Genomic DNA, 26247 nt, shown 5'->3' on the forward strand with positions numbered 1-26247 from the left:
TGAATCCTGTAGGGTGGGAAGGGGCGCGCGGGCGCGCTCAGATCGAGACCATCTCGAAGTCGCTCTTCGGCACGTCGCATTCCGGGCAGCGCCATTCGCCCGGAATGTCTTCCCAACGCGTGCCCGGCTGGATGCCGGCTTTCGGATCGCCGGTTTCCTCGTCGTAGATGTAGCCGCAGATCAGACACATCCAGGTGCGGTACTCGATTGCAATGTCGGACATCGTGCAGTTCTCCGGATTAACTTTCGAGCGCGGCTTCCGCGCTCGGGCATTCGATGCTCTGGTTCAGTTGCTTGCGCAGCTTGTTCAGGTCCTTGATCGACAGCAGCGGGCGGTCGAGCAGGAGCGACAGGTTGTGCAGGATGCGGTCGGCCACCTTGCCTTCCCAGTCGCGGTCGAAGTGGATCTGCTTGTCGAGCCAGTGGCCCAGCCACTCGGGGTCGGGCAGCCGGCTCTGCACCGTGTCGTTCGGGAACAGCGCGCGGTTCACGTGCAGGTTGGTCGGATGAATCGCCTTCGCCGAGCGGTTGCCGCTCGCCATCAGCGTGCCGATCTTCGCGAACGCGCGGCGCGCCTCGTCGCCGTAGCGCTCCAGCGCGCGCCGCATGTACTTCAGGTAGGCGGCCGCATGGCGCGCCTCGTCCCGCGAGATCAGTTCGTAGATCTGGCGGATCACCGGTTCCGTGTGCCAGTGCGCGGCGCACCGATACCAGTGATTGAGCCGGATCTCGCCGCCGAAATGCAGCGTCAGCGTCTCCAGCGCGGGCGCCGGATCGAACGGGAAGCGCACCGCGTGCAGCTCGTCCTCGCTCGGCGCGAGGTCGGGGCGGAAGCGCCGCAGGTACTCGATCAGCACGAGCGAGTGCTTCTGCTCCTCGTAGAACCAGATCGACATGAACGCGGAGAAGTCGCTGTCGTGCTGGTTGTCGCGCAGGAACATCTCGGTCGCCGGCAGCGCGGCCCACTCCGTGATCGCGTTCATCTTGATCGACAGCGCCTGCTCGTCGGAGAGACGCTTGCGATCGAAGCGGTCCCAGGCGACGTCGTGCTGCATGTTCCAGCGCGCGCGTTCGAGGCTTTGGTACAACTCGGGATAGAGCATCATCGAAATCTCCCTGCGGCGCTAGGCGCCAGTCGCGGCGTGCACGGCCTGATCCGCGTCGGCCGTCAGGAACTGCGTCACGCGCCGGATCACGCCCGCGTCCGACAGGATGCGCACGTGTCCGACCTTCTCGACCCGCTCGAACACGACGCCCGGCAGCGCCGCGACGATGTTTTCCGATTCGCAGATCGGCACGACGTCGTCGTTCGGGCCGTGCATCACCAGCATCCGCGCGGCGAGCCCGCGGCCCAGCACGCCGATGTCCCAGTGCTGCGGCGGCACGCCGTTGCGGCTGTGCAGCTCCGCGTACAGCGCGCGCATCACGGGCGGCGTCAGCTGCAGGAAATCGTTCGACCAGCGATCGATCACGGCGGGCAGCGTGCACGGCGGCGCGAGCATCACGAGACCGGCCGCGCTCGCCGGGCCGAGTTCCGCGAGCGCGCCGGTCGAGGCGATCGACCCGAGCGAGTGCGCGACGATGGCGTGCACGCCGCCGAGCGAGCGGATCGCACCCTTCACCGCGTCCTTGAAGGCCGTCATCGTGGTCACGGTGCCGGGCGACACGCCGTGCGCGGGCGCATCGAACGCGGCGACCCGGAAGCCGGCCTTCTGCAGCCACGGCACGAACGAGAACATCGTCGCGCTGTCGGCGCCCCAGCCGTGCACCAGCAGCACGGTGCGCTCGCCCTTGCCCCATACGTGGCCGTGCTTGACGCCCGCGACGCCCTCGATCTCGAAGCGGCGCGCGCCGAGCGGCGTCATGTCCTTCGGCGGCGTCTTGCGGAACGTGCGCGTGTAGCCGAACAGGTCGGTCGCCCGCCGCGCGGCGGCGGCGGACGACACCACGCTCAGCGCGTCGACGTAGCCCTTGACGAGCCGCTTGCGGAACGGCATCGGCGGCGCGGCGGGCTGCGCCAGGGCGCCGGGAAGAGATTGCTCGGAAGTATTGGACATCGCTGCTTCTCCTGCGTGAAGGACGTCAGATCGCGGTGTCGGCGCGCGGCGGCGTCGGCGCGGCGGGGGTCGCGACCGCCTCGAACGACTGGTAGTAGCCGTGCACCGGGTCGTACAGGTGGCAGGAACGAATCACCTTCCATACCTCGCCCCAGGTGAACGTCTTCTGCCGGATCGCGCCCGGGTACTTGCGCTTGAGCGCCTCGCGCGCCTTCGGCAGGTTGTAGAACGGGATGACCGGCACGACATGGTGGGCGGCGTGCACCGAGATGTTGTGCGTGAAGAAGTGCAGCCACTTCGGGTACTCGTAGTCGGTCGTCATCATCAGCCGGCTGCCGTTCAGGGTCCAGTGCTCGCGGGTGAGGAACGGCATGTCGTCGGCGATGTGATGCATCATCGTCGTCGTGCTGAACCACGCGTGAATGCCGAGCCACGGGCCGAGGAAGTACAGCAGGAAGCCTTGCCAGCCGGTGAAGTAGATCAGCGCGGGCAGGTAGATCGCGGCGAACAGCACGGTCACCACGATCGAGCGTCGCACGTCGTTGCGCGCCTCCAGCTTCGGGAACATGCCGGGACGGAAGCCCGAATGGCGCTGGTAGTTGACGGTGCCGAGCCAGAACAGCCAGCTGCGCGTGCTGCGATACACGAACTTTTCCCACAGCCCCATGCGCCGGTACTGCTCGGGCAACACCGGGCGCCAGTCGGTATCCATCTCCAGGCTGTTGGTGTTCGCGTGATGCAGGTTGTGCATGTGACGCCAGCCGTGGAACGGATACAGCAGCGGGAACAGCGCGATCTGGCCGAGCATGAAGTTGAAGCGGCGGCTCTTCGAGAACGAGTTGTGCCCGCAATCGTGCGCGATGCAGAACAGCCCCCAGCCGCCCAGCCCCGCCGCGAGCCAGAGTGGGATGTAGAGCGACCAGTGCGGCGCGTAGTGGACGCCGACGACCGCGCCGACGTAGAGCGCGGCGCTCGCGAAGAAGCCGAGCAGTCCGCGCGCGAGGCGCGGTTCGTACAGCTCGCGCGGGATCGCGTCGGCCAGGCGCTCGTGGTCGAGCGTCTTGAGCGAGTCGACGAACTCGCGGAAGCCCTGCGTCTGCTGCTGCGGTAGTTTGATGGTTGCCATCGTATAGGCTCCTTTGCCGTGCGGGCTACGCCTTCACTTCGCTCGACGCGAGCTCGGTGGCCAGGTAATGCGCGAGATCGTCGATGTTCTGGTGTTCGAACAGCAGCGCCGGGGACAGGCGCTGTTCGAGCAGCTTCTCCAGGTCGCCCGCGACCTGCAGCGCGACGAGCGAATCGAGGCCGTAGGACTCGAAGGTACGCGCGGTCTCGATCTGCGCGGCCGGTACGTTGATCTGTTTCGCCAGCCGCTCGACGAGCCACTGGCGGATGCCGGCTTCCGTCAGCGGGGCGGCCGAACGCTTTTCCTCGGTGAAGCCGATCTTGTTGAACAGGCTCGAAATGAACGCCATGATGTGTACTCCAACGTCAGGGTTGAGAAAACGAATCGAAATGACGACCGAGGTTCAGGTCGCGTTGCGCGCGCGCAGGCGGTCGATGACTTCCCGGCTCGGCGAGCGCAACTCCCAGACGATGCCGAGCTTGCCCAGCAGCGTCAGGACCCAGCCCGACAGGTCGGGCTCCCACCACCGCACGCCATGCCGGTACCAGGCCGGGAATGCGTGGTGGTTGTTCTGCAGACCTTCGCCGAAGGTCAGGAACGCGACGATCCAGTTGTTGGTGCTGTGATCGCGGTTGTCGAATGGCCGGCTGCCGTAGCGATGGCAGATCGAGCCGACGCACCAGGCGAACTGGTTGGCGAGGAACATGCGCGCGAAGCCGCCGAACAGCAGGCCCGACAGCGCGCCGGTCCAGCTCGACGTCACGAGGCCGCCGATCGCGGCGGGCGTCAGCAGGCCGAGCACGACCCAGTAGAAGTAGGTGCGGTTGAAGAACAGCAGGGTGCGGTCCTTGAGGATGTCCTGCGCGAAATAGCTCCAGCTCGACATGTCGGGCGCCATCATCCACGGCATGTGCGCGTGCCAGAGGCCGCGCAGGCGTTCGGCGCGGCTGTCGCCGAGCAGGTTCGGCGAATGCGGATCGCCCGGCTTGTCGCTGTAGGTGTGATGGCGGCGATGCGTGGTGACCCAGAACAGGATCGGGCCCTGCGCGGCCATCGAGCCGCAGACCAGGATCAGCGCGCGGAACACCGACGAGGTCTTGAACGCGCGATGCGCGAGGAAGCGGTGATAGCCGATCGATACGCCGGCCATGTGCAGCACGTACATGACGCCGAACAGCCCGGCGTCGAGCCAGGTCGCGAGCCCCAGGTGCCACATCCACGCGGCGCCCAGCGAGCCGGCGAACGGAATCGCCATCACGCCGAACGCGGTGCGCGCCTTGATGCGGGCGCCGCGCGCGTCGAGCTGGTTGACGCCGCGCACGGGCGTGGGCTGGTCGCCGGCGGTGGCTGGCGGACTGCTGAAGTCGAGCGGGTTCATCGAGGGCTCTCCGGATGGCGGACGATGGAGCGGCGGGGGCGGAATGTCATGACTGCGTGGCCCGGTTCGCGGGGCGTTCGGGACGACGCACGTCCCAGACGAGGCCGAACAGCGCGAGCAGGTCGATCAGCGCGCCCGACGGATCGATCTGCCAGAAATGCTGGCTGGTGCGGGCGAGCGCGGGAAATGCGTGGTGGTTGTTGTGCCAGCCGCCGCCGACCGCCGGCAGGGCGAGCCAGAACACGTTGCGGCTCTGGTCGCGCGTGGTGTTCGGATGCGGCCCGAAGCTGTGGGCGAACGAATTGATGGCCCAGGTCGACTGGTCGACCAGGAAGATCCGCATCAGGCCGCCCCACAGGAAGCCCATCAGCGCCGAGTAGGCGGTGCCGCCGATCAGCCAGCCGGCCGCGGTCGGGATCGCGAGGCCGACCGCGATCCACACGAAGTAGAACTGGTTGAGCTTGACGACCAGGCGGTTGCGCAGCAGGTCGGGCGTGAACGTGCTCCAGTTCTGCCGGCGCAGCGTGAACAGCCAGCCCACGTGCGCATGCCAGATCCCGCGCAGGCGGCCCTTGAAGTCGTCGCCGTGCAGGCGCGGCGAATGCGGGTCGCCTTCCTTGTCGGTGAAGGCGTGGTGCATCCGGTGGGTCGCGGCCCAGAACAGCACCGGGCCCTGCGCGGCCATCGAGCCGAAGATCGCGAACAGCGACGTGACGATCGGGCCGGCCTTGAACGCCTGGTGCGAGAAGAAGCGGTGCAGGCCCGCCTCGACGCCGAGCGCGGTGCACACGTACATCGCGGCGAGCAGCCCGAGTTCGAGCCGGCCGATGCCGTGGAAGCAGGCGAGCACCACCGCCGCGACCGCGCCGGCGGCCGGGATGCCGACGGTCAGGTAGGCGAGGCGGCGTTCCGAGGCGCCGGTGCGGTCCGCGATCGCGGACGGTTGGGATGACGCGTGTTGGGTCTGGGTATCCATGATGTCCTTGTCCGCGTCAGGTGCGGGCGTGGGGGTAGCTGGCCAGCGCTTCGGCAAGCAGCGCCTGGCGGGTCGCATAGCGCTGGATCTTGCCGCTCGTCGTCAACGGGATCGCGCCCGTCGGCGCGAAATGGATCACGTGCGGCGCCGCGCCGAGGTGCAGCGTCACGCGCTCGACGATCGCGTCGCGCAGCGAATGCAGTTCGTCGGACGTCACGCGCTCGCCACGGCGCAGCTCGGCGACCACGGCGATCTGTTCGCTCGCGCCGGTGTCGATCGAGAACGCCGCGACGCCGTTGGGCCGGATCCTCGCATCGGTTTCCTGCACGAGTTGTTCGATGTCCTGCGGGTACAGGTTGCGACCCGCGTGGATGATCAGATCCTTGATCCGGCCGGTGACGAACAGCTCGCCGTCGCGCAGGAAGCCGAGGTCGCCCGTGCGCAGGTAGCGGTCCGGCGAGCCGGGCAGCGTCGCGTGGAAGGTTTCGCGGCTGCGTTCGGTCTGGTTCCAGTAGCCGACGCCGATGTTCGGGCCGCTGAACCAGATCTCGCCGATCGCGCCGTCGGGCAGCGCGCGGCCGTCCGCCGGGTCGACGATGCGCAGGTCGTGTCCGGGCGCGGCGATGCCGCAGCCGGCCAGCGTCTGCGCGCGCGGATGATCGTCCGGGACGTCGAGCGCGGCGCCGTGCGCGAGGCGTTCCTGGTCGACGCTCGTGAAGATCGGCGCGGCGCCGTCGGGCTTGCCGGACACGAACACGGTCGCTTCCGCGAGCCCGTAGCAGGGGCCGAACGCGGCGGCGCGAAAGCCGCGCGACCCGAAGCGCGCCGCGAAGCGCTCGAAGGTGCGCAGCCGCACCGGCTCCGCGCCGCAGTAGATCGCCTCGACGGTCGACAGATCGAGGGTCGCCAATTCAGCGTCGTCTATCGTGTCGCAGCAGAGATCGAAGGCGAAGTTCGGCGCGATGGTGGTCGTCACCCGGTAGCGCGACACGGCGGCGAGCCAGCGGTAGGGGCGCTGCACGAAATGCCCCGGCGACAGGATCACGGTGGGGAAGCCTTCGTAGATCGGCTGCAGGATGCCGCCCATCAGGCCCATGTCGTGATACGGCGGCAGCCAGGTGCAGCCGACCCGCGCGCGCTGCCCGCCCATCCAGCGGCTCGCGCAGTGGCAGTTGCTGAGCAGGTTGCCGTGCGTGAGCATCACGCCCTTCGGGGCGGACGTCGATCCCGAGGTGTACTGCAGCAGCGCGAGGCTCTCCGGATCGAGCCGGGGCAGGTCGTCCGCGCCACTGGGCGATTTGTATGTATATGCATTGTTATGACCGAGAAGAAACGGGTCGACATCCGTCCAGGCGTCTTCCGGGAGCGTGTCCGGCAGCAGGGCCAGCACGCGCTCGCGCAGCTTCGAGAAACGGCCATTGGTCAGGATGATGTCGGCTTGCGCGTCCTGCGCGATCGACGCGAGGCGGCCGAGCGCACGCGTGCCGACGGGCGGGAACGAAGGGACCGCGACGGCGCCTGCCATCAGTACGCCGAATAGTGCGGCGACGTAGTCGATGCCGGCCTCGAACAGCATCAGCACACGTTTGCCGACCGATTCCCGCGCGCTCAGGTGATGCGCCACCGCGAGCGCCTGGCGATACAGATCGCCGTAGCTGATCTCGCGCACCTCGTTCTCGCCATCCACGAGGTGAATGAAGGCGATCTGCCCGGGCCGCTCGGCGGCCTGCAGGCGCAACACGTCGACCATCGTCGCAACCGGGTAGCGCTCGAGCGTGGCGGGCGCGCCGTGACGCCGCTGCGTCGGGGCCGACGCGGAGATCCGCGCGGTTCCGGAATCGGTTTCGGATATTGTCATGTCGCCATCCTTTCTTCAGTAACGCGTTGTCTGCCGGTGTTTGAAACACACGCGGCCCGGAACACAGGCATTAAAGAAAACGACCGTTCTGTTCGATTTCTTTAAGCGAACATAAAAAAGCGCGATAACATGCCATTCCCGATTTACGTAGAATTACGTAAATTCCAGGAAAATATTTGTTTTCCGATTATTACAACGAATGCAGACCGTCAATACGCCGGCCTGTTGAAACTCGGCGTCAAGCAGATAACGGCACTCCCCGCGCCCGGCGCACGAGACGCGGGGCGACAAGGCAAGACGAGCCGTGGGCATCCGGCGGCGAGCCGGCGTCCAAGGATGATGCCGATGTGTTGCAGCGAGCGACGACTACTGGAGAAGCGAGTACCACCGGCCCAGGCACAAGGGCTGGTGGCTATGGGGAGACACGGACGAGCGTCCGGCAAGGTCGCGCCTAACACTGGACGCGTCCTGGCAAGTAACGATGCCAGGTATCACGTCAGCCTCTTCCACGTGCCAGACGGGAATTGGAACGTACCCTGCACTCATTGCGGCCCTCGGTGACTCTTTTCATGTATATGCACGGATATTTATTCAGAGAAAAATTAAAGTCAAGTGTATTTTTTAAGTAGCTGCCGTTTCGTGAAGATGTGAAGCATTACGGCAGGGTTCAGTTCGCGGCGCTGTTCTGACTCAAACCATTCTCTGGGTGGCGCGATTTTAATGGATATGTAAGCGTAAGACAAACTGAATGTTTGTTCTCTAATTTCGAAAATGCCCGGGGAGATATGGAGGAGGCGACATGTCGGGGAGAGGGCGGGGGGCTTTTGAGGGACGGAAAGCACGACCGGATTCTCATGGAGGGTCGGTAGGAATCCGGAGCAAAAAGCTGGATGTCTCGCCGAGGGATTCGGGTTGGAAGCGCATGTCGTGTTCATCCCTGGCGATGCGAGACCGGTGCGGATGCATGCCGTCGGTCGGGACGAAAGGGGGCGAGGCGAGGAGGCGCTTTCGCGGCGAATCGGTCGAGATGGTTGCGCGGGCATCGAGCCGCTTGCGTTCCGCAGCCGTCGCCGGCGATGCATGTGACGTGTTCTGTCGATTGCGGTATGGAGGAGGCATCGATCGAACAAGCGCGATGCGGCGAACGGGAAGGAAGGCGGAGCGTTATCGCGCGCGATGTGCTGACCGTGATCGACTGTGCTGTACTCGAAGCACGTGTTCGGCGAGCGATCGTGTTGCATCGGACATTGCCTCGATGTATCTCGCATGGGGCTGATCTGCCCGATCCGTTTCGGGAACGGCGTGAATGACCCGATCGATACCATGACCTTGCTCGGTCGACGCGATGGCTTCCATCCGGTCGGTCGCGGGCAAGAGCGAATGCGCGATGTCATATCGTTGGAAAACCCGCGATATTCCCGTATTTCACGGCGCGCGGACACATCAAACGGAGTACTGAATCAATATCCGGATTGGTTTTGCCGACGATTTTCCCGTAACGGATGTTCCGGATGGCGACCATTGGCTGCTGCTGCGCGTTCTCGCTGTCGAGTCATTCGCTGGGTGCGCGCTTCGCAGGCATGTCGACCACGGAACGCGCGATCCGGACCGCATGCACGAGATCGGTCTCGCGTTCGTCGAGGCGTATCTCGCGACTGTGGTGTGCGTCGGCGACGGACAGTTGGAGAAGACGCGGCACGCTCGGCGCTAACGGAAACGCGCAGCGATCGCCGCGAAATTTTCCCCGTCGTAGTTGACGTGCGTGTCGCGTCGTCGCCCATCCTTGGAAGGAGGCGACGGCGATTGCCCGGCCTGCCTGCGCGCCTGCGGCGGCACGGAGTCGGATGCGGACAGTGTGTGATCCGGCAGTGAAGATAAGCGGTGGGGCGATGCGATCGTTCGGATGCCACGCCCTCGGAATCGGAGGCGAGACGGGATATCGGCGCGTCACTCGATGAGGTGCCCCGGTCGAACGCATCCGCGCACACGATCCCGGCATCGATATCGATCGAGCGTTCCGAAGCGGGTTGCACGGCGATCGTGCATGACGCCCGACCCGCGCATCGTTTCGCAGCAAGGAGCGGCATGGCGGCGCAGCGTGCAGCCGCCGCGATACGAGCAGGGAAGGGACCGGCCAACGGCAGCTATTCTTTACCAACACATTACGCAGTCCGGATAAAAAACCGCCGTTCACCAAACGGAAATAATAAAAAGATTCCATCCTCGTTTTTCGGAAATTCTGAAAAAGACAATACTTTTTTGGGTAGAGCATTCTCTCCACGCATAGATTGCACTGCCGCAAAAAAAGTGTCACGGCACAGGTTCGAGCGCGCTTTTTCGATGCCTGTCCCGTCCCGCCGATATCCGCGGAAATCCCTTGTCGAACAAGGAACATAGCGCCGCACAAGGCTCCGCGCGCGATCCGCTCTGCCCGATATCGCCCAGCACGGGCCACTCACGCATTCAAGCGGGGAATGTGTGCATCGCAACAATCCATTTCAATCCGTCCGTCCCGAACGGTATGGTGAACACACGTTCGATATTCATTGAGCGATGCGAACAAACCGAGGGAAGCCGTTCTCCATGAAACCTGTTCATACCGCATCCGCAAGCGACCAACCCGCCCAGGGTGCGGCCGCGCGCGCAGCCGACGCGGGCTTGCGTCTGCCCGGGCGGCTGGTCGGGCCGATCGTGCTGGGCACGCTGTTGAACGCGCTGAACTCGTCGATGATCGCGGTCGCGCTGGTCAGCATCCAGCAGACCTTCGCGCCGGGCGCGCGCTTCGACACCATGTGGCTCGTCTCCGGCCTCTATCTCGCGACCGCGGTCGGCCAGCCGACGATGGGTCGTCTCGCGGATCGCTTCGGCGCGAAGCGGATGTTCTGCATCGGTCTCGCGATCGTGCTCGCCGCCTCGGTGCTCGCGCCGTTCGCGCCGTCGCTGGGCGCGCTCGTCGCCGCGCGCATCGCGCTCGGGATCGGCACGTCCGCCGCGTATCCGGCCGGCATGGCGCTGATCCGCGCGTGGTCGCAGCGGCATGCGAACGGCGCGACGCCCACGGGCGGGCTCGGCGCGATCTCGATCGCCGCGCAGGTGGCGGTCGCCTTCGGTCCGCCGCTCGGCGGCGCGCTCGTGCAATGCGCCGGATGGCGCGCGATCTTCTGGATCAACGTGCCGATCGTGCTCGCCTCGTTCGTGACGGCCGCGCGCTGGCTGCCCGCCGATCCGCCGTACCAGGGCGCGCAGGCGCGCCGCACGTTGGGCGGCACGCTCAAGGAGCTGGACGTGCCGGGCCTCGTGCTGTTCGTGCTGACGCTCACGGGCCTGCTGCTGTTCCTGCAGACCGTGGCGCACCGGCCGAACTGGCTGCTGCTCGGCGCGACGGCGCTGCTCGCGCCGCTGCTCGTGCAGTGGGAGCGGCAGGCGGCGACGCCGTTCATCGACGTGCGGATGCTCGCGGAAAACCGCCCGCTGCTCGGCACCTACCTGCGTTGCGTCGGCACCTATGCCGTGTTCTACGCGATCTTCTACGCACTGCCGATGTGGTTGCAGGAGGCGCGCGGGTTGTCCGCCGCGAACGCGGGCCTCGCCATGCTGCCGATCGCCGCGCTCGGCACCGTGACCACCTTCGTCGCGACCCGCATCGCGCATCGCCACGGTCCGCGCCCGGTGCTGATCGTCGGTTCCGCGCTGCTGTGCATCGGCAGCGTCGTGATGAGTTGCTTCACGAGCAGCCTGCCGATCGCGGCCGTCGTGCTGCTCTCGATCGTGTTCGGCGTGCCGAACGGTTTCAACAACCTCGGCAATCAGGCGACGCTGTACCAGAGCGCGCCGCACGACCGGATCGGCGCCGCGTCGGGGTTGTATCGCACCGCGCAATACGTCGGCGGCAGCCTGTCGTTCGCGCTGGTCGGCGTCGCGCTCGGCCACCCGGCGAGCGACCGGGGCCTGCGCGAACTCGCGATCGTCCTGGCCGCGATCAGCGTGGTGCTGTTGCTCAATGCGGCGTCGAGCCGTCATATCGGCGCCGTGGTTCCTTCCATCCAACAACAGAAGTGAGGTGTTTGCATGTCCATTCCGACGCTCAACCGCACGGTCGCCCTGGTGGCCATCGATCTGCAGAACGGCATCGTGTCGCTGCCCGTCACGCCGTACACCGGCGCCCAGGTGGTCGCGAAGACCGTCGAGCTGGCGCAGGCGTTCCGCGCGCAGCAACTGCCGGTGATCTACGTGCACACGAGCTACCGGCCTGACGGCGGCGTGGCGCTGAAGGTCCGCACCGACGCGCCGTCGTCGCCGCCGAATCTCGATCCCGAATGGAGCGCGTTCGCGCCGGCCCTCGGCGTCGGCCCGAACGATCTCGTGGTCACCAAGCATCAGTGGGGCGCGTTCACCGGCACCGATCTCGACGTGCAGCTGCGCCGCCGTGGCATCACCGACATCGTGCTGACCGGCATCGCGACCAACATCGGCGTCGAATCGACGGCGCGCCAGGCTTATGAAAACAACTACAACGTCGTCGTCGTCAGCGACGCGGTGAGCACGTCGTCGAGCGACGCGCAGAACTTCGCGCTGACGCAGATCTTCCCGAAGCTCGGGCAGGTCGCCGCGGCGAGCGACGTGGAGGCGGCACTGGAACAGGCGTTCTCACGCTGACCGGCGCGCGCCGCCGGCGCACCCGGAAGACACGCTTATAACCCGAGGGATGACAATGATTTCGACAGATGCATGGGTCCTGTACGCGGGACCGGAGACGGGCCGCAAGGCCGCGCCCGTGGCAGGCGAACTGCAACGCGAGACGTTCCGCTTCGACGAGCTGGCCGCCGACGAGGTGCTGGTCGAGCCGCTGTACGGCTCGTGGGAGGCGAACCTCGATCACGCGCTGTCGCGCAATCCGGTCGATATTTGCCGGCAGCGCCGCGAGGACAAGATCGTGCTCGGCAACGGCGCGCTGGTGCGCGTGCTCGAACGCGGCGGCGCGGTGCATTCGCTCCAGGAAGGCGAGATCTGCATGGTGATGCCGTTCGGCAAGCGCGATGAGAACGGCTTCGCGGAACTGGTCTACGCCTACGATGCGCCGGGCACGATCGGCGTGATGGCGCGTCGCACCAAGATGCGCGCCGACAATCTCGTGCCGGTGCCGTCCGACAGCCGCCACTCGCTGCTGCAATGGGCGACCTACGGCCGCTACTTCACCGCCTGGGACAACTGGAAGGTCGCGTCGGCATGCTGGCGCTCGCAGCTGCCCGACGTCGATCCGGCCGACTACCTGGTGTTCGGCTGGGGCGGCGGCACCACGCTCGCGGAGCTGCAACTCGCCAAGCGCGAAGGCTTCCGCGTCGCGATGACGGCGAGCAACGACAAGCGTCTCGATGAGCTGACGAAGCTCGGCATCACGGCGGTCGATCGCCGCAAATTCCCGCATCTGAGCTTTGACGACGAGCGCTATCGCACGGATCCGGAATACCAGGCGAACTATCGCGAGTCGGAAAAGGTGTTCGCGGACACGATCAACGAACTGAGCGGCGGACGCGGCGTCGCGATCTTCCTCGACAACCTGGGCGGCGCGCTGTACCGCGCGACGATGCGCGTGATCGGCCGCACCGGGATCGTCGCGACGGTCGGCTGGAAGACCGGGATGCGGCTGTGGAACCTGCGCGCGACCGAGTGCATCAACCGCCGTCTGCACATCCACACGCACGCCTGGCGCTATGACGACAGCATCACGATCCGCGATTTCCAGGAATCGACCGGCTGGATCGGGCAGGAGCCGACCGAGATCTTCGATTTCGACGAGGTGCCGAAGCTGGCGTCCGACTACCTGAACGGGAAGATCCAGACGTACTTCCCGATCTATCGGATCAACGAGGTCTGATCACCGGCTCGCGCGCCGCGTCGAATCCGCATCCAATCATTCAGTGATGCGAAATAGTGACGCGACGCGCGAATCGATTCAATTGAAGGGAGAAATGCGATGGCCACGGTGGAAACCGAAGATATCGCCGCCGCGCCGGCCGCGGAGCGTGCGCGCTCCGGGCCGCTCGACGGCATCCGCGTGATCGACGCCGCGACGCTGTTCGCGGGGCCGCTCGCCGCGACGATGCTGGCCGACTATGGCGCGGACGTGATCAAGGTCGAGCATCCGACGGGTGATCCGGCGCGCAAGTACGGCGCGCGGCGCGACGACGTGCCGCTGTGGTGGAAAGTGCTCGCGCGCAACAAGCGCGCGGTCACGCTGAACCTGAGCGACGCCGAGGGCCAGCGCCTGTTCCGCGAGCTGGCGGCGCAGGCGGACGTCGTCGTCGAGAATTTTCGGCCCGGCACGCTCGAGCGCTGGGGGCTCGGCTACGACGCGCTGTCGGCGGTCAATCCGCGCCTCGTGCTGGTGCGCGTGACGGGCTTCGGCCAGTTCGGCCCATATTCGAGCCGGCCCGGCTTCGGCACGCTCGCGGAAGCCATGAGCGGTCTGGCCGCGCTGACGGGCGAACAGGACGGCCCGCCCCTGCTGCCGTCGTTTCCGCTCGCCGACACGGTGGCGGGGCTGACGGCCGCGTTCGCGATCATGACGGCGCTGAAGGCGCGCGAACGCACCGGGCGCGGCCAGGTGGTCGATCTCGCGATCATCGAGACCATGCTCGCGGCGATGGGCGCGCAGGTCACGAGCTACGACCAGACGGGCCAGGTGCCGGTGCGCACCGGCAATCGCTCGGCGAACAATTCGCCGCGCGGCGTCTATCGCACCGCGGACGGCAAGTGGGTGGCGCTGTCGACGTCCGCGCAGAGCATCGCCGAGCGCGTGATGCGGCTCGTGGGGCGCGCGGATCTGATCGACGAACCGTGGTTCGTGAACGGCGCGGAACGCGCCCGGCACGCGGACGAGCTCGACGAAGCGGTCGGCGGCTGGATCGCGCGGCGCACCCGCGACGAGGTGCTGGACGAATTCGAGCGCGCGGAAGCGGCGGTCGCGCCGATCTATGACGTCACCGACGTGCTGCGCGATCCGCAATATGCGGCGCTCGGCTCGGTGGTGTCGGTGCCGGACGCGGAGCTGGGCGCCTTTCGCACCCACAACGTGCCGTTCCGCCTGTCGGACACGCCCGGCGCGATCCGCTGGGGCGGGCCGCGGCGCGGCGCGCACAACGACGAGGTGTTCGGCGCATTGGGACTGGAGCGGCCCGAGATTGCCGCGTTGACTGAACGGGGAGTGCTATGAAGAGCAGTGCGACGTACCGCAGTTACCTGTATGTGCCCGCGCACAAGGCGCAGGTGGTGGACAAGGCGTATGCGAGCGAGGCCGACGCGATCGTGCTCGACCTGGAGGACGCCGTGCCCGCGAGCCACAAGGCCGAGGCGCGCAAGGCCGCGGCCGAGGTGCTCGCGGCCGGGCCGTCGAAGCCGACCTACGTGCGCATCAACCCGGCCTCGAGCCCGTGGTGCCGCGACGACGTCGAGGCGATCGCGCTGCCCGCGCTGCGCGCCTTGCGGCTGCCGAAATGCGATCGGCCGGAGCAGATCCGCGCCGTGGCCGGCTGGCTCGACCAGCTCGACTGCGAGGCGGGGATCCAGATCCTGATCGAGTCGGCCTATGGCGTCGAGACGGCCTATTCGCTGGCGACGGCGTCGCCGCGCCTCGAACGGATCGGGCTCGGCGAGAGCGACCTGCGCGCGGACTTGCAGGTCGGCGTCGACAATTTCACGCTGGAGGTCTGCCGCGCGCGGTGCGTGATCGCGTCGCGCGCCGCGGGGCTCAACGGGCCGATCCAGACGGTCCATCACACGTTGACCGATCTCGACAGCCTGCGCGAATCGACGCAGCGCGCGAAGTCGATGGGCTTCGTCGGCCGCTTCGCGATCCATCCGTCGCAGCTGCCGATCATCAATGAAGTCTGGACGCCGTCCGGGGACGAGATCCGCGCGGCCGAGCGCGTGCTCGAAGCGGTCGATGCGGCGGCCGGCGCGGAGAGCGCGTCGTCGGTGTTCGTGCTGCCCGACGGCCGGGTGGTCGCGCCGCCGCTGATCGCGAATGCGCGCGTGACGCTGGCGCTCGCGAACAATCTGCGCGCGAGCGGGGCCCTCGCATGAGCGCGCCGGCAACGTTCGCGCCGGGTTCGGGCGCCGTGGTGGCGGGCCCGGCGCTGCCGCCCGACGGCATCGTCGGCGCGCTCGGGCGCTTCGCCGCGTCGGTCCGCGCGGAGGGGCTCGACCGCAAGTTGCGCGAGGAGGCCGCCGCGCGCGTGCTCGACGTGGTCGGCAACAGCCTGATCGCGCATCGCGAGCCGGTCGCGCGCTCGGTGCTGGAGGTCGCGCGCCGCTGGGCGGGCCAGGGGCGCGCGAGCGTGATCGGCGCGTTCGACCGGCTGCCGGCCGCGAGCGCCGCGCTCGTCAACGGCACGCTCGCGCATGCGATGGACTTCGACGATTCGCACATGCGCTCGGTGCTGCATCCGAGCGCATCGGTGATCCCGGCCGCGCTGGCCGCCGCGCAGGCGAGCGGCGCGTCGGGCGCGGCGTTTCTCGATGCGCTCACGGTCGGCACCGAGATCTGCATCCGGCTCGGCGTGGCCGCGTACAACGAGCGGCTGGGCAACTCGGTGTTCTTCGAGCGCGGCCAGCACGCGACCTCGATCTGCGGCACGATCGGCGCGGCCGCCGCGGCCGCGATGCTGTTCGACCTCGACGCCGGGCAGATCGCGGCGGCAATCGGCATCGCCGCGAGCATGGGGGCGGGGCTGCTCGAAGCGAACCGTACCGGCGGCTCGGTGAAGCGGATCCATTGCGGCTGGGCGGCGCACGCGGGCGTCAGCGCGGCCGAACTGGCGGCCGCGGGCGTCACCGCGCCGCCGACCGCGCTCGAAGGGCGCTTCGGTTTTTTCCATGCCTGGTGCGGTGACCTCGCGGACGTCAGCGCGGTGTTGCGCGATATCGGCACGACGTGGGAAACCCGCCGGATCATCTTCAAGCCTTACCCGTGCAACCATTTCACGCATCCGGCCATCGACGCGGCCTTGCAGCTGAAGGCCGAGGGCGTGCAGGCGGACGACGTGGTGGAAGCCGAGCTGCGGGTGGCCGCCTCGACGCTGCGCACGATCGGCGAGCCGGCCGAGTTGAAGGCGAACCCGCCGAACGGCTATGCCGCGGCGTTCTCGGGACCGTATACGGTCGCGGCGGCGCTGCTGGGCGGCGGCGGGCTCGGGGTGTGGTTCGACGATTTCGACGATGCGCTGGCGCGCGATCCGGCGCGCCGCGCGCTCGCCGCGAAGGTGCGCTGCGTCGCCGATCCGTGGTGCGACACGCGCTTTCCGGATTTCCTGCCGGCGGTGCTGCGCGTCACGCTGCGCGACGGGCAGGTGCGCGAGGCGCGCATCGAATCGAGCAAGGGCACGAATTCGCGCCCGCTCACCGAACAGGAGCTGACCGCGAAATTCGCGTTGGCCGCGAGTTCCGTACTCGGCATGACGCGCGCGCTTGCGTTGTGCGATGCGGTGCGGGCACTGGTGGACGATGCGCCGCTCGACGCGCTCGCCGAACTGGCGGCGAGCGGCGCGGACGACGGGCAGGACACGACACAGGGAGGAGACGCATCTTGACGGCACGACGTTGGGTAAATCGACCGCCGGGTTCGAACTGGGGGGAATTCGGTCCGGACGATCAGAAGGGGCGCTTGAACTGGCTGACGCCGGAGAAGGTGCGCGAGGGTGCGGCGGAAGTGCGGGAGGGTTTGACGTTTTCGTTGAGCCTGCCGCTGGACGTGCCGCGCGGGGGCGGGTTGAACGCGCGCAGGAAGCCGCCGGCGATCATGCCGGCGCTGCTGAACGAGCGGCCGTACTTCGGTTATAGGGCGGAAGAGCAGATCGCGAACGCGACGGACGTGGTGTGCGACGACGCGTTCTGCATGCACTCGCAATTCTCGACGCAGTGGGATGCGCTGTCGCACGTGGGCGGGCTGTTCGACGCGGATGGAGACGGAGAGGCGGAAGCGGTGTTCTACAACGGCTACCGGTTGGGCGAACACGTGCGGGTGCCGGAACAGGGCGCGGTGCGCGGCGGCGCGGAGGCGCTGGGGATCGAGGTGATGGCGGCGACGGGCGTGCAGGGTCGCGGGGTGTTGATCGACCTGCGGCATCACTTCGGGCTGGGCCGGACGAAGGTGGGCTACGAGCAGCTGATGCGGGTGATGGACGTGGATGGAGTGCGGGTGGAGCGCGGTGACATGGTGTGCATCCACACGGGCTTCGCGGAGTTGTTGTTGAAGGACGAGACGGGAGGAGGAGACACGCTGTCGCAGTGCTGCGTGCTGGACAGCGCGGACGAGAGGCTGTTGAGGTGGGTGGACGAGAGCGGGCTGTCGGTGCTGGCGGCGGACAATCACGCGGTGGAGGAGCGTCCGAAGGGGGCGGGAGCGAAGGCGGAGCGCGGGGCGGCGATGCCGTTGCACGAGCTGTGCCTGTTCAAGCTTGGGATCCACCTTGGGGAGCTGTGGCACCTGACGCCGCTGGCGACGTGGTTGCGGGGGAAGGGGCGCAACCGGTTCCTGCTGACCGCGCCGCCGCTGCATATCCGCGGGCTGGTGGGGTCGCCCGTCAACCCGGTCGCGACCGTCTGAGCGAGCAGGCGCGCGGGCGGCGTCGGCCGCCCGCAAGTTTTTAGTCGACCAATGGACAGGAATTTCGCCGGGCTTCACGTGCGGCGGACACAATATTCATATAAAAAGTCTTATTCGAAACAGCTATATCAATAATTTATTTTCGTCAAGATTGGACTATTCTTGTGCGTTGCACTAAATATCAGGTATTTCTTGTTCCGAAATTCGGAACATGGGATCGGTACCTAATCTGTTTGGTGGATGATCGCAATCATGAATCTACGTTCGATCGACTTGAATTTGCTGGTGATCCTCGACGCGCTGCTGACGGAGCGCCAGGTCACGCGGGCCGGCCAGAAGGTGGGGCTGACCCAGCCTGCCGTGAGCAATGCGCTGGCGCGGCTGCGCTATGTCTTCAAGGACGAAATCCTGGTGCGCACCGCGGTCGGCATGGAACTCACGCCGCGCGCCAAAGCCCTGGTCACGCCTATTCGGCAAGTCATGAAACAAATCGAGGAATTATTTGAATTGGATTATCAATTCAACCCTTTTACGTCGGAGCGGCATTTCACGGTCCGAATGTCGGATCTGATTGAATTGTTGATATTGCCGAATCTGCTGCGGCGCATTCGCGACACCGCGCCGCGCATCGGCATGGACATCATGCACCTGAGCGCCGCGAAGACCGCCGAGGCGCTCGAATCCGGCCGGCTCGACCTCGCGATCAGCGCGGGCCTCGAGCACTCGGGCGGGCTCGCCTCGCAGACGGTATTCCAGGACCGGCTCGTGTGCGTCGTGAGCCGCGCCCATCCCGAGGCGGACCGGCCGCTCACGCTGGAGCGCTTCGTCGCGCTCGACTTCCTCAACGTGTCGATCAATCCCGTCGATCACGGGCTGGTCGACACGATGCTCGCGAACCTGCGCTGCACGCGGCGGATCGCGCTCAACGTGCCGCACTGGCTCGTCGTGCCGAACATGCTCGACGCGCTGCCCTACGCGGTCATCATGTCCGAGCGGCACGCGCAGAGCCTCGGCGACGCGCGCCTCGTGATCCGCGAACTGCCGCTGCCGATGGAGCCCGTCACCTGGTCGCTGTACTGGCACCGCCGGCACGACGCGAGCAACGCCCACGCGTGGCTGCGCAACTGCATCGCCGAGGTCGCGGAAGCGCTCGAAGCGCGCGTCCCCGACGTCGCGTGTCTCGCCTGAGCGGCGTGGCTCAGGCGATCACCAGCCGCGGCGGCAGCGTCGAGACGTCGGGCTGCGCGTCGAGCCGCCACAGATAATCGAGCGCCGCGCGGATCTGCGCGGGGCGCCAGTGACGCCGGCAGTTCTTCGTGAACTTCGCCTCGTAGTCGGCGCGCTGCATCGGCCGGCTCGGCGAGCCGGGCAAATCCTCCACTTCCTTCGTGCAGCGCGCGCCGTCGTCGCAGATCGCGGTCACCCGGTTGCCCGCGTGCGCGGGATAGCGCGCGCTCAGCGCCGGATCGGCGTGCACCGTGATCGTGCGGATCAGCGCGAGCAGCGTCGGATCGCGGCGCGCGGCCGACGAATAGCTTTCGGTCGTGATGTCGCCGTCGAGCATCGCGCGCGCGACGATGTACGGCAGGCTGTGGTCGGCCGTCTCGTGCGTGGTGGGCGCCCATTTCTCGGGATCGCGTCCGGCCGTCACGTAGCCGACCTCGGTCGTGTGCACCTCGATCGCGCGGATCCGCCGCAGGTCGCCGACCTGCGCGGCGACGTCGAGCGCGGCCGGGATCGCGGTCTGGGTGAGGCCCTGCGCCGGGTAGTACTTGACGAAACAGCGCGCGATCCGGAAGTCGCCGCCGCGCCCGCCGAATGCGCGCGTATCGACGGCGAACGGCCCGGACACCTGCGGAAAGAAGCCCGCGAGCCCCTCGAAGATCGGGGCGGGGCCGGTGAGGCCCGCGCGCGCGAGCTGGGTCGAGAACACCGCGTTGCGCGCCGCGTCGGCATCGGCGAGCGCCTTCCAGTTCGACAACTGCTGCACGCGGGTCTGGTTCAGCGCGAGATGGCTGTTGATCGACAGGTTGACCGCCTGCACCAGCTGCGGCGTCGGCAGGCGCATCAGCTTGCCGGCCGCGAGCGCGACCGCGGGCAGGCTGTAGCAGGTGTGGTCCCAGCCGCGCGGGCTGATCGCGGCCGCGTCCATCAGCCGGCAGGCGATCTCGTAGGCGATCGCGATCGACAGGATCAGGTCGCGGCCGCTCGCGCGCTGCGCTTCCGCGACCGCGAGGCAGGCGGCCACGTTGTCGCTCGGGTGGCCGGTTTCCTTGCCGGCGTAGGCGTCGTTGAAGTCGAAGTAGCGCAGCGCCGTGCCGGTCGCGAAGGCGGCGAGGTCGGGGCTCGTGCGGCGGTTCGTGCCGAGCACGGTCGCGGTGCCGCCCGCCGAGGCGAGCGCGGCGTCGCGCGCGATCCGCACCGGGCCTTCGTCGTAGGCGGCGATCGCGCAGCCGAGCGCGTCGATCAGGTGCGCCTTGATGGTTTCGACGGTCGCGGCGTCGAGATCCGCGTACTGCAGGCCGGCCGCGTAGTCGGCGAGCTGCTGCGCGAGATCCGGGCCGGCCGCGGCGTCGGGCGGGGCGTCGGCGGCGAGGGCGTGCGCGAGCGGCAGCAGGGCGGCGCTGCCGGAGAGCGCGGCGAGGAAGTGTCGGCGGTTCATGGGGAGGGCTCCAGGTTGTCCGGGGATGGTCAGAACAGCTTGCGCAGGCCGAGCGCGACGCCCGCGCTGCCGGTGCGGTCGGCGGCGAGCGTGTAATGCAGGAAGTTGTAGTTGTAGTTGTCGAAGTCGAGCGCCGCACGATGCGCATAGCCGCCCGCGAGATACAGCGTGACGGTCTTCGACAGGAAGTAGTTGAGCTGCAGCGTGACCTGCTGCGGGTTGCTCGGCTGCGCGCTCGCGCCGGTGCTGCCTGGATTCTGCTTGTCGATGTGTTCGTAGTAGGCCGCGCCGATCACCTGCAGCACGTCGGACACGCTGTAGCGCACGCCGGCCCACCAGAGCGTGAAGTTCGTCACGACCGACGCGGTGTTGATGTTGCTCTGCCCGTGCGCCACGCCGCCGATCAGCTGCGCGCGATCGAGATAGACGATCGCCGACGCCGCGTAGCGCCGGAAGTGCGCGAAGCCGCCCGGCTGCGGGGTGTGGACGTCGTCGAACGCGGCGGCGGCCGAGAACGGGCCACCCGAGTAATCGAAGCCCGCGCCGTAGGCCGCGCCGGACTGGAACGCGCCCGCCGTGTTGCTGAACGCATAGTGCGCCTCGACCGTCAGCGCGCCGAGCTTGGCCAGGTACTTGGCGACATTGTTCTCGCGGTAGTTCAAGCCCACGATCGCGCCGTCCGGTTCGTAGATCGTCGAATACGCGCCCGTCGGCGAGTAGCGCTCCATGATGTCGAACAGCGTCGTGTACTGGCGGCCGAGCCGCAGCGCGCCCCACTGCGGGTGTTGCAGCGCGACCCACGCGCCGCGGTCGAAGCCGCCCGCGCCGACGCCCGTGCCGTTGTTCATGTTGATGCTGCTTTCGAGTCGGAACGCAGCCTGCCAGCCGCCGCCGAGATCCTCGACGCCCTTCAGCCCCCAGCGCGAGCCGCTCTTGCCGCCCGACGCCATGCGCACCAGCGTGGCGGCGCTGCCGCCCGGGCCGGCCTGGCCGGTCAGGAATTCGGTGTAGACGTCGGCGACGCCGTACAGCGTCAGGTTGGCCTGCGCGCACGCGCCGGCCGAGACGAAGCCCAGCCCGCAGAGCGCGGACATCCGCTTGCCCATTGTTTGTCTCCGGTTTGGTTTTGTTGTGTGTCGCGCGGGGCGGGCGGCGCTTGGGGAGGCGCGCCGCCCGCCGCGTCATCCGGGGCGCAGGGCAAACAGGCGGCGACGCGCGCGCGGCGCGGGGCGGCAAGGATTCATCGGGCGTCGCGCGTGTCGAGGCGCGCGCGCACCGCCGCGTCGCGCGCGAGGATGCGGCGCGCGCGGGCGACGCCGGGCGCATCGACCATCTTGCCGTCGATGCGCAAGGCGCCGCGGCCGTCGGCGCGCGCGTCCTCGTAGGCGGCGAGCAGCGCGCGCGCGTCGCGCACGGCGGCCTCGTCCGGCCGGAACGCGCGGTTGAGCGCGTCGACCTGGAGCGGGTGGATGCAGGTCGCGCCCGCGTAGCCGAGTTCGGCGGAGGCGCGCGCGATGCGCTCGAACGCATCGAGGTCGCGCAGCTCGTCGAGCCCGCCGAGCAGGCCGAGCGGCTGGACCCCGGCCGCGCGCGCGGCGATCACCAGCAGCTGCTTCGGCACGCGCAGCACGTCGGCGCTGGCGGCGCTCTCGCAGTTCAGCGCGAAGTCGCCGCCGCCCAGCATCATCGCGGCGACGCGCGGCGACGCGCGCGCGATGCGCTCCATCGCCTGAAAGGCGCGCGGGGTCTCGATGATCGCGATGACCCGGGTCGCGCCCGGCGACGCGCCGGCCGCGTCTTCGAGCGAATCGAGCAACGCGTCGATCGCTTCGAGATGCGACGCGCCGCGCACCTTGGGCAGCACCACCCCGTGCGCGCCGGCCGCGACCGCCGCGCGCAGGTCCGGCACCAGCAGGTCGAGCGGATCGTTCACGCGCACCAGCACGTCGTGGCCGGCGGCGGCGAACAGCGGCACGCTCGCCGCGAGGGTCGCGCGCGCCGCTTCCTTCTGCGCGGGCGGGACGCTGTCCTCGAGGTCGAGGATCAGCGCATCGGCCGCGCTGCCCGCGGCCTTGTCGACGAAACGGGGTACGTGGGCGGGCACGTAGAGCATCGAACGCCAAACGGGTTGGGTCGGTACAGTCATCATGTTTCCAAAAAATGAAAGTCACTTTTATTTTTGTGGGTGATGGGGCAATTCGTCAAGGCTATGGTTAACGCCTAGAATTAGCGGGGAGATGCGCGAAGTTGGCCGGGCTTGTCCGGGTGCGGTCAAGGTTGCCGATTCAAAGCTTCTGCGTATAATGAAAGTGACTTTTATTTTTAAGAGGCTCTGGGCGAGGTCTCGGCGGCGTCGTCCGGCCCCGGAAGAGGTGGACATGAGTAAAGAGCCAGAAGGCGGCGTGGCCGCCGTCAACCGTGCGCTGACCGCGCTGCTCGCGTTCGGCGACGCGCCCAACGGGCTGATGCTCGCGCAGGTCAGCGAGGCGACCGGCCTGAACATGAGCACGCTGCTGCGGATGTTCGAGTCGCTCGAACAGTTCCGTTTCATCAAGCGCCTGCCGGACGGGCGCTACGTGCTCGGGCCCGCCGTGTTCCAGCTGGGCATGATGTACCGCGAGTCGTTCCAGCTGCGCGAGCATGTCGCGCCGATCCTCTCGCGCCTGTCGGCGCAGACGGGCGAGACGGCCGCGTACTACGTGCGCGAGGGCGACCAGCGGGTCTGCCTGTTCCGCTTCCAGGCGCAGCGCGCGGTGCGCACGCATCTGCGCGAGGGCGACCGCTTTCCGCTGGAGGCCGGCGCGGCGGGGCGCGTGCTGCTCGCGTTCTCCGGCGCGCGCGGCGGCGATCACGACAAGACGGTCGAGCTGGGTTACGCCGTGTCGCAGGGCGAGCGCGACCCGGAGAGCGCGGCGGTCGCGTGCCCGGCGTTCGGCGTCGGCCGGCTGTTGAGCGGTGCGATCTCGCTGGGCGTGCCGCTGTTTCGCTTCAACAAGAAGGTGCTGGCGGAATACCTGCCGCTCGTGCAGGCGGCCGCGCAGGAACTGACGCACGTGCTCGGCGGCGACCTGCCCGCGGGCGCGGGCAGCGCCGCCGCCGACGCGCTCGGCGCGCTGCACGAGTAGCGGCGCCGGGCGGCGGACCTTACCCACACTCACAACCAGGAGACATCGATGTTCGTTCCAGAGACGCAAGCCGCGCAGGCGGCAGGCGGGCGCCGTCGCGCGCCTGCCGGTCCGATTCACCCGAAGCGCTTCGACCCGGACGCGCAGGGGCCGCTCGCCGGCGTGCGCGTGGTGGACTTGTCGCGGTTGATGGCGGGCAACATGCTGAGTGTGCAGCTCGCGGACTTCGGCGCGGACGTGGTGAAGGTCGAGAGCGAGCGCGGCGATACGCTGCGCGCGGTCGGCGCGGGCGGCATCAGCACCAACTGGAAGGTTTACGGGCGCAACAAGCGCAGCGTGTGCGTCGACCTGCGCACGCCCGAGGGGCGCGAGATCGTGCGTCGCCTGGCGCGCGACGCCGACGTGTTCATCGAGAGCTTCAAGCCCGGCGTCGCGGAGCAGATGGGCCTCGGTCCGGACGATCTGTTCGCGGTGCAGCCGTCGCTCGTGATCGCGCGGATCTCCGGCTGGGGGCAGACAGGGCCCTACCGTCACAAGCCGGGGTTCGGCACGCTGGCGGAAGGCTATGCGGGGTTTGCGGCGATCAACGGCTTCGCGGATCGCGAGCCGGTGCTGCCGCCGATGTTCCTCGGCGACATGACGGCGGGGCTGTCCGGCGCGATCGCGGTGCTGGTCGCGCTGCACGCGCGCGACGCGCAGCACGCGGCCGGGCAGGTGATCGACGTGTCGCTGTTCGAGCCGCTGCTGTCGATCCTCGGGCCGGCGGCGGCGAACTACGTGATGACGGGCAAGATCAAGGCGCGCACCGGCAGCCGTTCGTCGAACACCGCGCCGCGCAATGCCTACCGCACCCGCGACGACAAGTGGCTGTGCCTGTCGAGTTCGACGCAGGCGATGGCGGAACGCCTGTTCCGCGCGATCGGCCGCGCCGATCTGATCGACGATCCGCGCTACGCGACCAACGTGCAGCGCGTGCAGCATGCGGACGCGCTCGATGCGATCGTCGGCGAATTCATCGCCGCGCGCGACCTTGCCGAGAACCTCGCGTTTTTCGAGGAGTCGGGCGTGACGGTCGGCCCGATCCAGGATATTGCCCAGATCGTTCAGGATCACTATGTGATCGAGCGCGAGGCGCTGGTCGAGTTGCCCGACGACGAGGTGGGCAGCCTGCCGATGCACAACATCGCGCCGCGCCTGTCGGAGACGCCCGGCACCTTCCGGCGTCCCGCGCCGGGCCTGGGCGAGCACAACCGCGAGATCCTGCTGCCGCTGCTCGGCGAGGACGAATATGCGCGGCTCGTCGAGCAGAAGGTGATTCGCGCGGCGTAGCGGGCGGCGCGTCGACGTACCCGCGCGACGCGGCCGCGATGGACGGCCGCGCGCGCGGTCATGCGAACGAAACCAATTGGAGGGGACACGATGGGAGCACGCTGGACACACCGGCCGCCGGGTTCGAACTGGGGGGAATTCGGTCCGGACGATCAGAAGGGGCGCTTGAACTGGCTGACGCCGGAGAAGGTGCGCGAGGGGGCGGCGGAAGTGCGGGAGGGTTTGACGTTCTCGTTGAGCCTGCCGCTGGACGTGCCGCGCGGGGGCGGGTTGAACGCGCGCAGGAAGCCGCCGGCGATCATGCCGGCGCTGCTGAACGAGCGGCCGTACTTCGGTTATAGGGCGGAAGAGCAGATCGCGAACGCGACGGACGTGGTGTGCGACGACGTGTTCTGCATGCACTCGCAATTCTCGACGCAGTGGGATGCGCTGTCGCACGTGGGCGGGCTGTTCGACGCGGATGGAGACGGGGAGGCGGAAGCGGTGTTCTACAACGGCTACCGGTTGGGCGAACACGTGCGGGTGCCGGAACAGGGCGCGGTGCGCGGCGGCGCGGAGGCGCTGGGGATCGAGGTGATGGCGGCGACGGGCGTGCAGGGTCGCGGGGTGTTGATCGACCTGCGGCATCACTTCGGGCTGGGCCGGACGAAGGTGGGCTACGAGCAGCTGATGCGTGTGATGGACGTGGATGGAGTGCGGGTGGAGCGCGGTGACATGGTGTGCATCCACACGGGCTTCGCGGAGTTGTTGTTGAAGGACGAGATGGGAGAAGGAGACACGCTGTCGCAGTGCTGCGTGCTGGACAGCGCGGACGAGAGGCTGTTGAGGTGGGTGGACGAGAGCGGGCTGTCGGTGCTGGCGGCGGACAATCACGCGGTGGAGGAGCGTCCGAAGGGGGCGGGAGCGAAGGCGGAGCGCGGGGCGGCGATGCCGTTGCACGAGCTGTGCCTGTTCAAGCTTGGGATTCACCTTGGGGAGCTGTGGCACCTGACGCCGCTGGCGACGTGGTTGCGGGGGAAGGGGCGCAACCGGTTCCTGCTGACCGCGCCGCCGCTGCATATCCGCGGGCTGGTGGGGTCGCCCGTCAACCCGGTCGCGACCGTCTGAGCGGCGCATCCCGCCGGGCCGCGCGG

General features: G+C 68.0%; 22 protein-coding genes. 11 read left to right on the plus strand and 11 right to left on the minus strand.

Annotation, left to right across the window (positions count from 1 at the left end):
• Positions 1 to 37: 37 nt before the first annotated feature.
• From AC1RQF_RS06360 to AC1RQF_RS06395, 8 genes are read right to left on the minus strand one after another with little or no spacing between them, the layout of a single operon-like run.
• Positions 38 to 223, minus strand: coding sequence for a rubredoxin (locus AC1RQF_RS06360; protein ID WP_252985893.1), 186 nt, complete (start codon positions 221 to 223; stop codon positions 38 to 40).
• A 16-nt stretch (positions 224 to 239) separates the two neighbouring features.
• Positions 240 to 1112 (minus strand): ferritin family protein, encoded by an 873-nt coding sequence (locus AC1RQF_RS06365; protein ID WP_273998307.1) that lies wholly within the window; start codon positions 1110 to 1112, stop codon positions 240 to 242.
• 12 nt (positions 1113 to 1124) lie between these two features.
• Positions 1125 to 2057 carry an alpha/beta fold hydrolase gene (locus AC1RQF_RS06370; protein WP_273997698.1) on the minus strand — a complete coding sequence of 311 codons (933 nt, stop codon included), beginning with the start codon at positions 2055 to 2057 and terminating at the stop codon, positions 1125 to 1127.
• A 25-nt stretch (positions 2058 to 2082) separates the two neighbouring features.
• Positions 2083 to 3183 carry a fatty acid desaturase gene (locus tag AC1RQF_RS06375; protein WP_273997699.1) on the minus strand — a complete coding sequence of 367 codons (1101 nt, stop codon included), beginning with the start codon at positions 3181 to 3183 and terminating at the stop codon, positions 2083 to 2085.
• A 25-nt stretch (positions 3184 to 3208) separates the two neighbouring features.
• Positions 3209 to 3532, minus strand: coding sequence for an acyl carrier protein (locus AC1RQF_RS06380; protein ID WP_492871564.1), 324 nt, complete (start codon positions 3530 to 3532; stop codon positions 3209 to 3211).
• Positions 3533 to 3586: 54 nt separating this feature from the next.
• Positions 3587 to 4561, minus strand: a complete 975-nt coding sequence (locus AC1RQF_RS06385) for an acyl-CoA desaturase (RefSeq protein WP_273997701.1) — start codon at positions 4559 to 4561, stop codon at positions 3587 to 3589.
• 46 nt (positions 4562 to 4607) lie between these two features.
• Positions 4608 to 5537, minus strand: coding sequence for an acyl-CoA desaturase (locus AC1RQF_RS06390; protein ID WP_273997702.1), 930 nt, complete (start codon positions 5535 to 5537; stop codon positions 4608 to 4610).
• 16 nt (positions 5538 to 5553) lie between these two features.
• On the minus strand, positions 5554 to 7395 hold the full coding sequence (locus tag AC1RQF_RS06395) for a fatty acyl-AMP ligase (RefSeq protein WP_492871565.1): 1842 nt from the start codon (positions 7393 to 7395) through the stop codon (positions 5554 to 5556).
• A gap of 2583 nt (positions 7396 to 9978) precedes the next feature.
• On the opposite strand from AC1RQF_RS06395, the gene AC1RQF_RS06400 reads away from it, so the two are divergent.
• The 8 genes from AC1RQF_RS06400 (at position 9979) to AC1RQF_RS06435 (ending at position 19186) form a co-directional block, all read left to right on the plus strand.
• Complete coding sequence (locus AC1RQF_RS06400; protein ID WP_273997704.1) at positions 9979 to 11454, plus strand: MFS transporter; 1476 nt, start codon at positions 9979 to 9981, stop codon at positions 11452 to 11454.
• A gap of 9 nt (positions 11455 to 11463) precedes the next feature.
• Positions 11464 to 12051, plus strand: coding sequence for a hydrolase (locus AC1RQF_RS06405; protein WP_252985902.1), 588 nt, complete (start codon positions 11464 to 11466; stop codon positions 12049 to 12051).
• Between the two features lie 55 nt (positions 12052 to 12106).
• Complete coding sequence (locus AC1RQF_RS06410) at positions 12107 to 13270, plus strand: zinc-binding alcohol dehydrogenase family protein (protein WP_492871566.1); 1164 nt, start codon at positions 12107 to 12109, stop codon at positions 13268 to 13270.
• A gap of 99 nt (positions 13271 to 13369) precedes the next feature.
• Positions 13370 to 14608: a CaiB/BaiF CoA transferase family protein gene (locus AC1RQF_RS06415; RefSeq protein ID WP_273997707.1), complete on the plus strand. Its 1239-nt coding sequence runs from the start codon at positions 13370 to 13372 to the stop codon at positions 14606 to 14608.
• Positions 14605 to 15477, plus strand: a complete 873-nt coding sequence (locus tag AC1RQF_RS06420; protein WP_273997708.1) for an HpcH/HpaI aldolase/citrate lyase family protein — start codon at positions 14605 to 14607, stop codon at positions 15475 to 15477. Before AC1RQF_RS06415 ends, AC1RQF_RS06420 begins: the two co-directional genes overlap by 4 nt.
• On the plus strand, positions 15474 to 16982 hold the full coding sequence (locus tag AC1RQF_RS06425) for an MmgE/PrpD family protein (protein WP_492871567.1): 1509 nt from the start codon (positions 15474 to 15476) through the stop codon (positions 16980 to 16982). Before AC1RQF_RS06420 ends, AC1RQF_RS06425 begins: the two co-directional genes overlap by 4 nt.
• On the plus strand, positions 16979 to 17998 hold the full coding sequence (locus tag AC1RQF_RS06430; protein WP_492871568.1) for a cyclase family protein: 1020 nt from the start codon (positions 16979 to 16981) through the stop codon (positions 17996 to 17998). Before AC1RQF_RS06425 ends, AC1RQF_RS06430 begins: the two co-directional genes overlap by 4 nt.
• A 252-nt stretch (positions 17999 to 18250) precedes the next feature.
• Positions 18251 to 19186 carry a LysR family transcriptional regulator gene (locus tag AC1RQF_RS06435; protein ID WP_273997712.1) on the plus strand — a complete coding sequence of 312 codons (936 nt, stop codon included), beginning with the start codon at positions 18251 to 18253 and terminating at the stop codon, positions 19184 to 19186.
• Between the two features lie 10 nt (positions 19187 to 19196).
• Here AC1RQF_RS06435 and AC1RQF_RS06440 read toward each other — a convergent pair whose 3' ends face one another.
• From AC1RQF_RS06440 to AC1RQF_RS06450, 3 genes are all read right to left on the minus strand, one after another.
• A complete protein-coding gene (locus tag AC1RQF_RS06440) occupies positions 19197 to 20660 on the minus strand; it encodes an MmgE/PrpD family protein (protein WP_492871570.1) in 1464 nt (487 codons plus the stop codon).
• Positions 20661 to 20689: 29 nt separating this feature from the next.
• Positions 20690 to 21766, minus strand: coding sequence for a porin (locus tag AC1RQF_RS06445; RefSeq protein ID WP_273997714.1), 1077 nt, complete (start codon positions 21764 to 21766; stop codon positions 20690 to 20692).
• A gap of 134 nt (positions 21767 to 21900) precedes the next feature.
• Positions 21901 to 22806: an HpcH/HpaI aldolase/citrate lyase family protein gene (locus AC1RQF_RS06450; RefSeq protein ID WP_273997715.1), complete on the minus strand. Its 906-nt coding sequence runs from the start codon at positions 22804 to 22806 to the stop codon at positions 21901 to 21903.
• Positions 22807 to 23038: 232 nt separating this feature from the next.
• On the opposite strand from AC1RQF_RS06450, the gene AC1RQF_RS06455 reads away from it, so the two are divergent.
• The 3 genes from AC1RQF_RS06455 to AC1RQF_RS06465 all read left to right on the plus strand — a co-directional run bounded on the left by AC1RQF_RS06455 (position 23039) and on the right by AC1RQF_RS06465 (position 26221).
• Complete coding sequence (locus AC1RQF_RS06455) at positions 23039 to 23785, plus strand: IclR family transcriptional regulator (RefSeq protein WP_273997717.1); 747 nt, start codon at positions 23039 to 23041, stop codon at positions 23783 to 23785.
• A 48-nt stretch (positions 23786 to 23833) separates the two neighbouring features.
• A complete protein-coding gene (locus AC1RQF_RS06460; protein WP_273997718.1) occupies positions 23834 to 25114 on the plus strand; it encodes a CaiB/BaiF CoA transferase family protein in 1281 nt (426 codons plus the stop codon).
• Positions 25115 to 25204: 90 nt separating this feature from the next.
• Entirely contained in the window at positions 25205 to 26221 is a 1017-nt protein-coding gene (locus tag AC1RQF_RS06465) for a cyclase family protein (RefSeq protein WP_492871571.1), read from the plus strand.
• Positions 26222 to 26247: the final 26 nt, after the last annotated feature.

Source organism: Burkholderia sp. GW821-FHT14F03, from assembly GCF_058803765.1.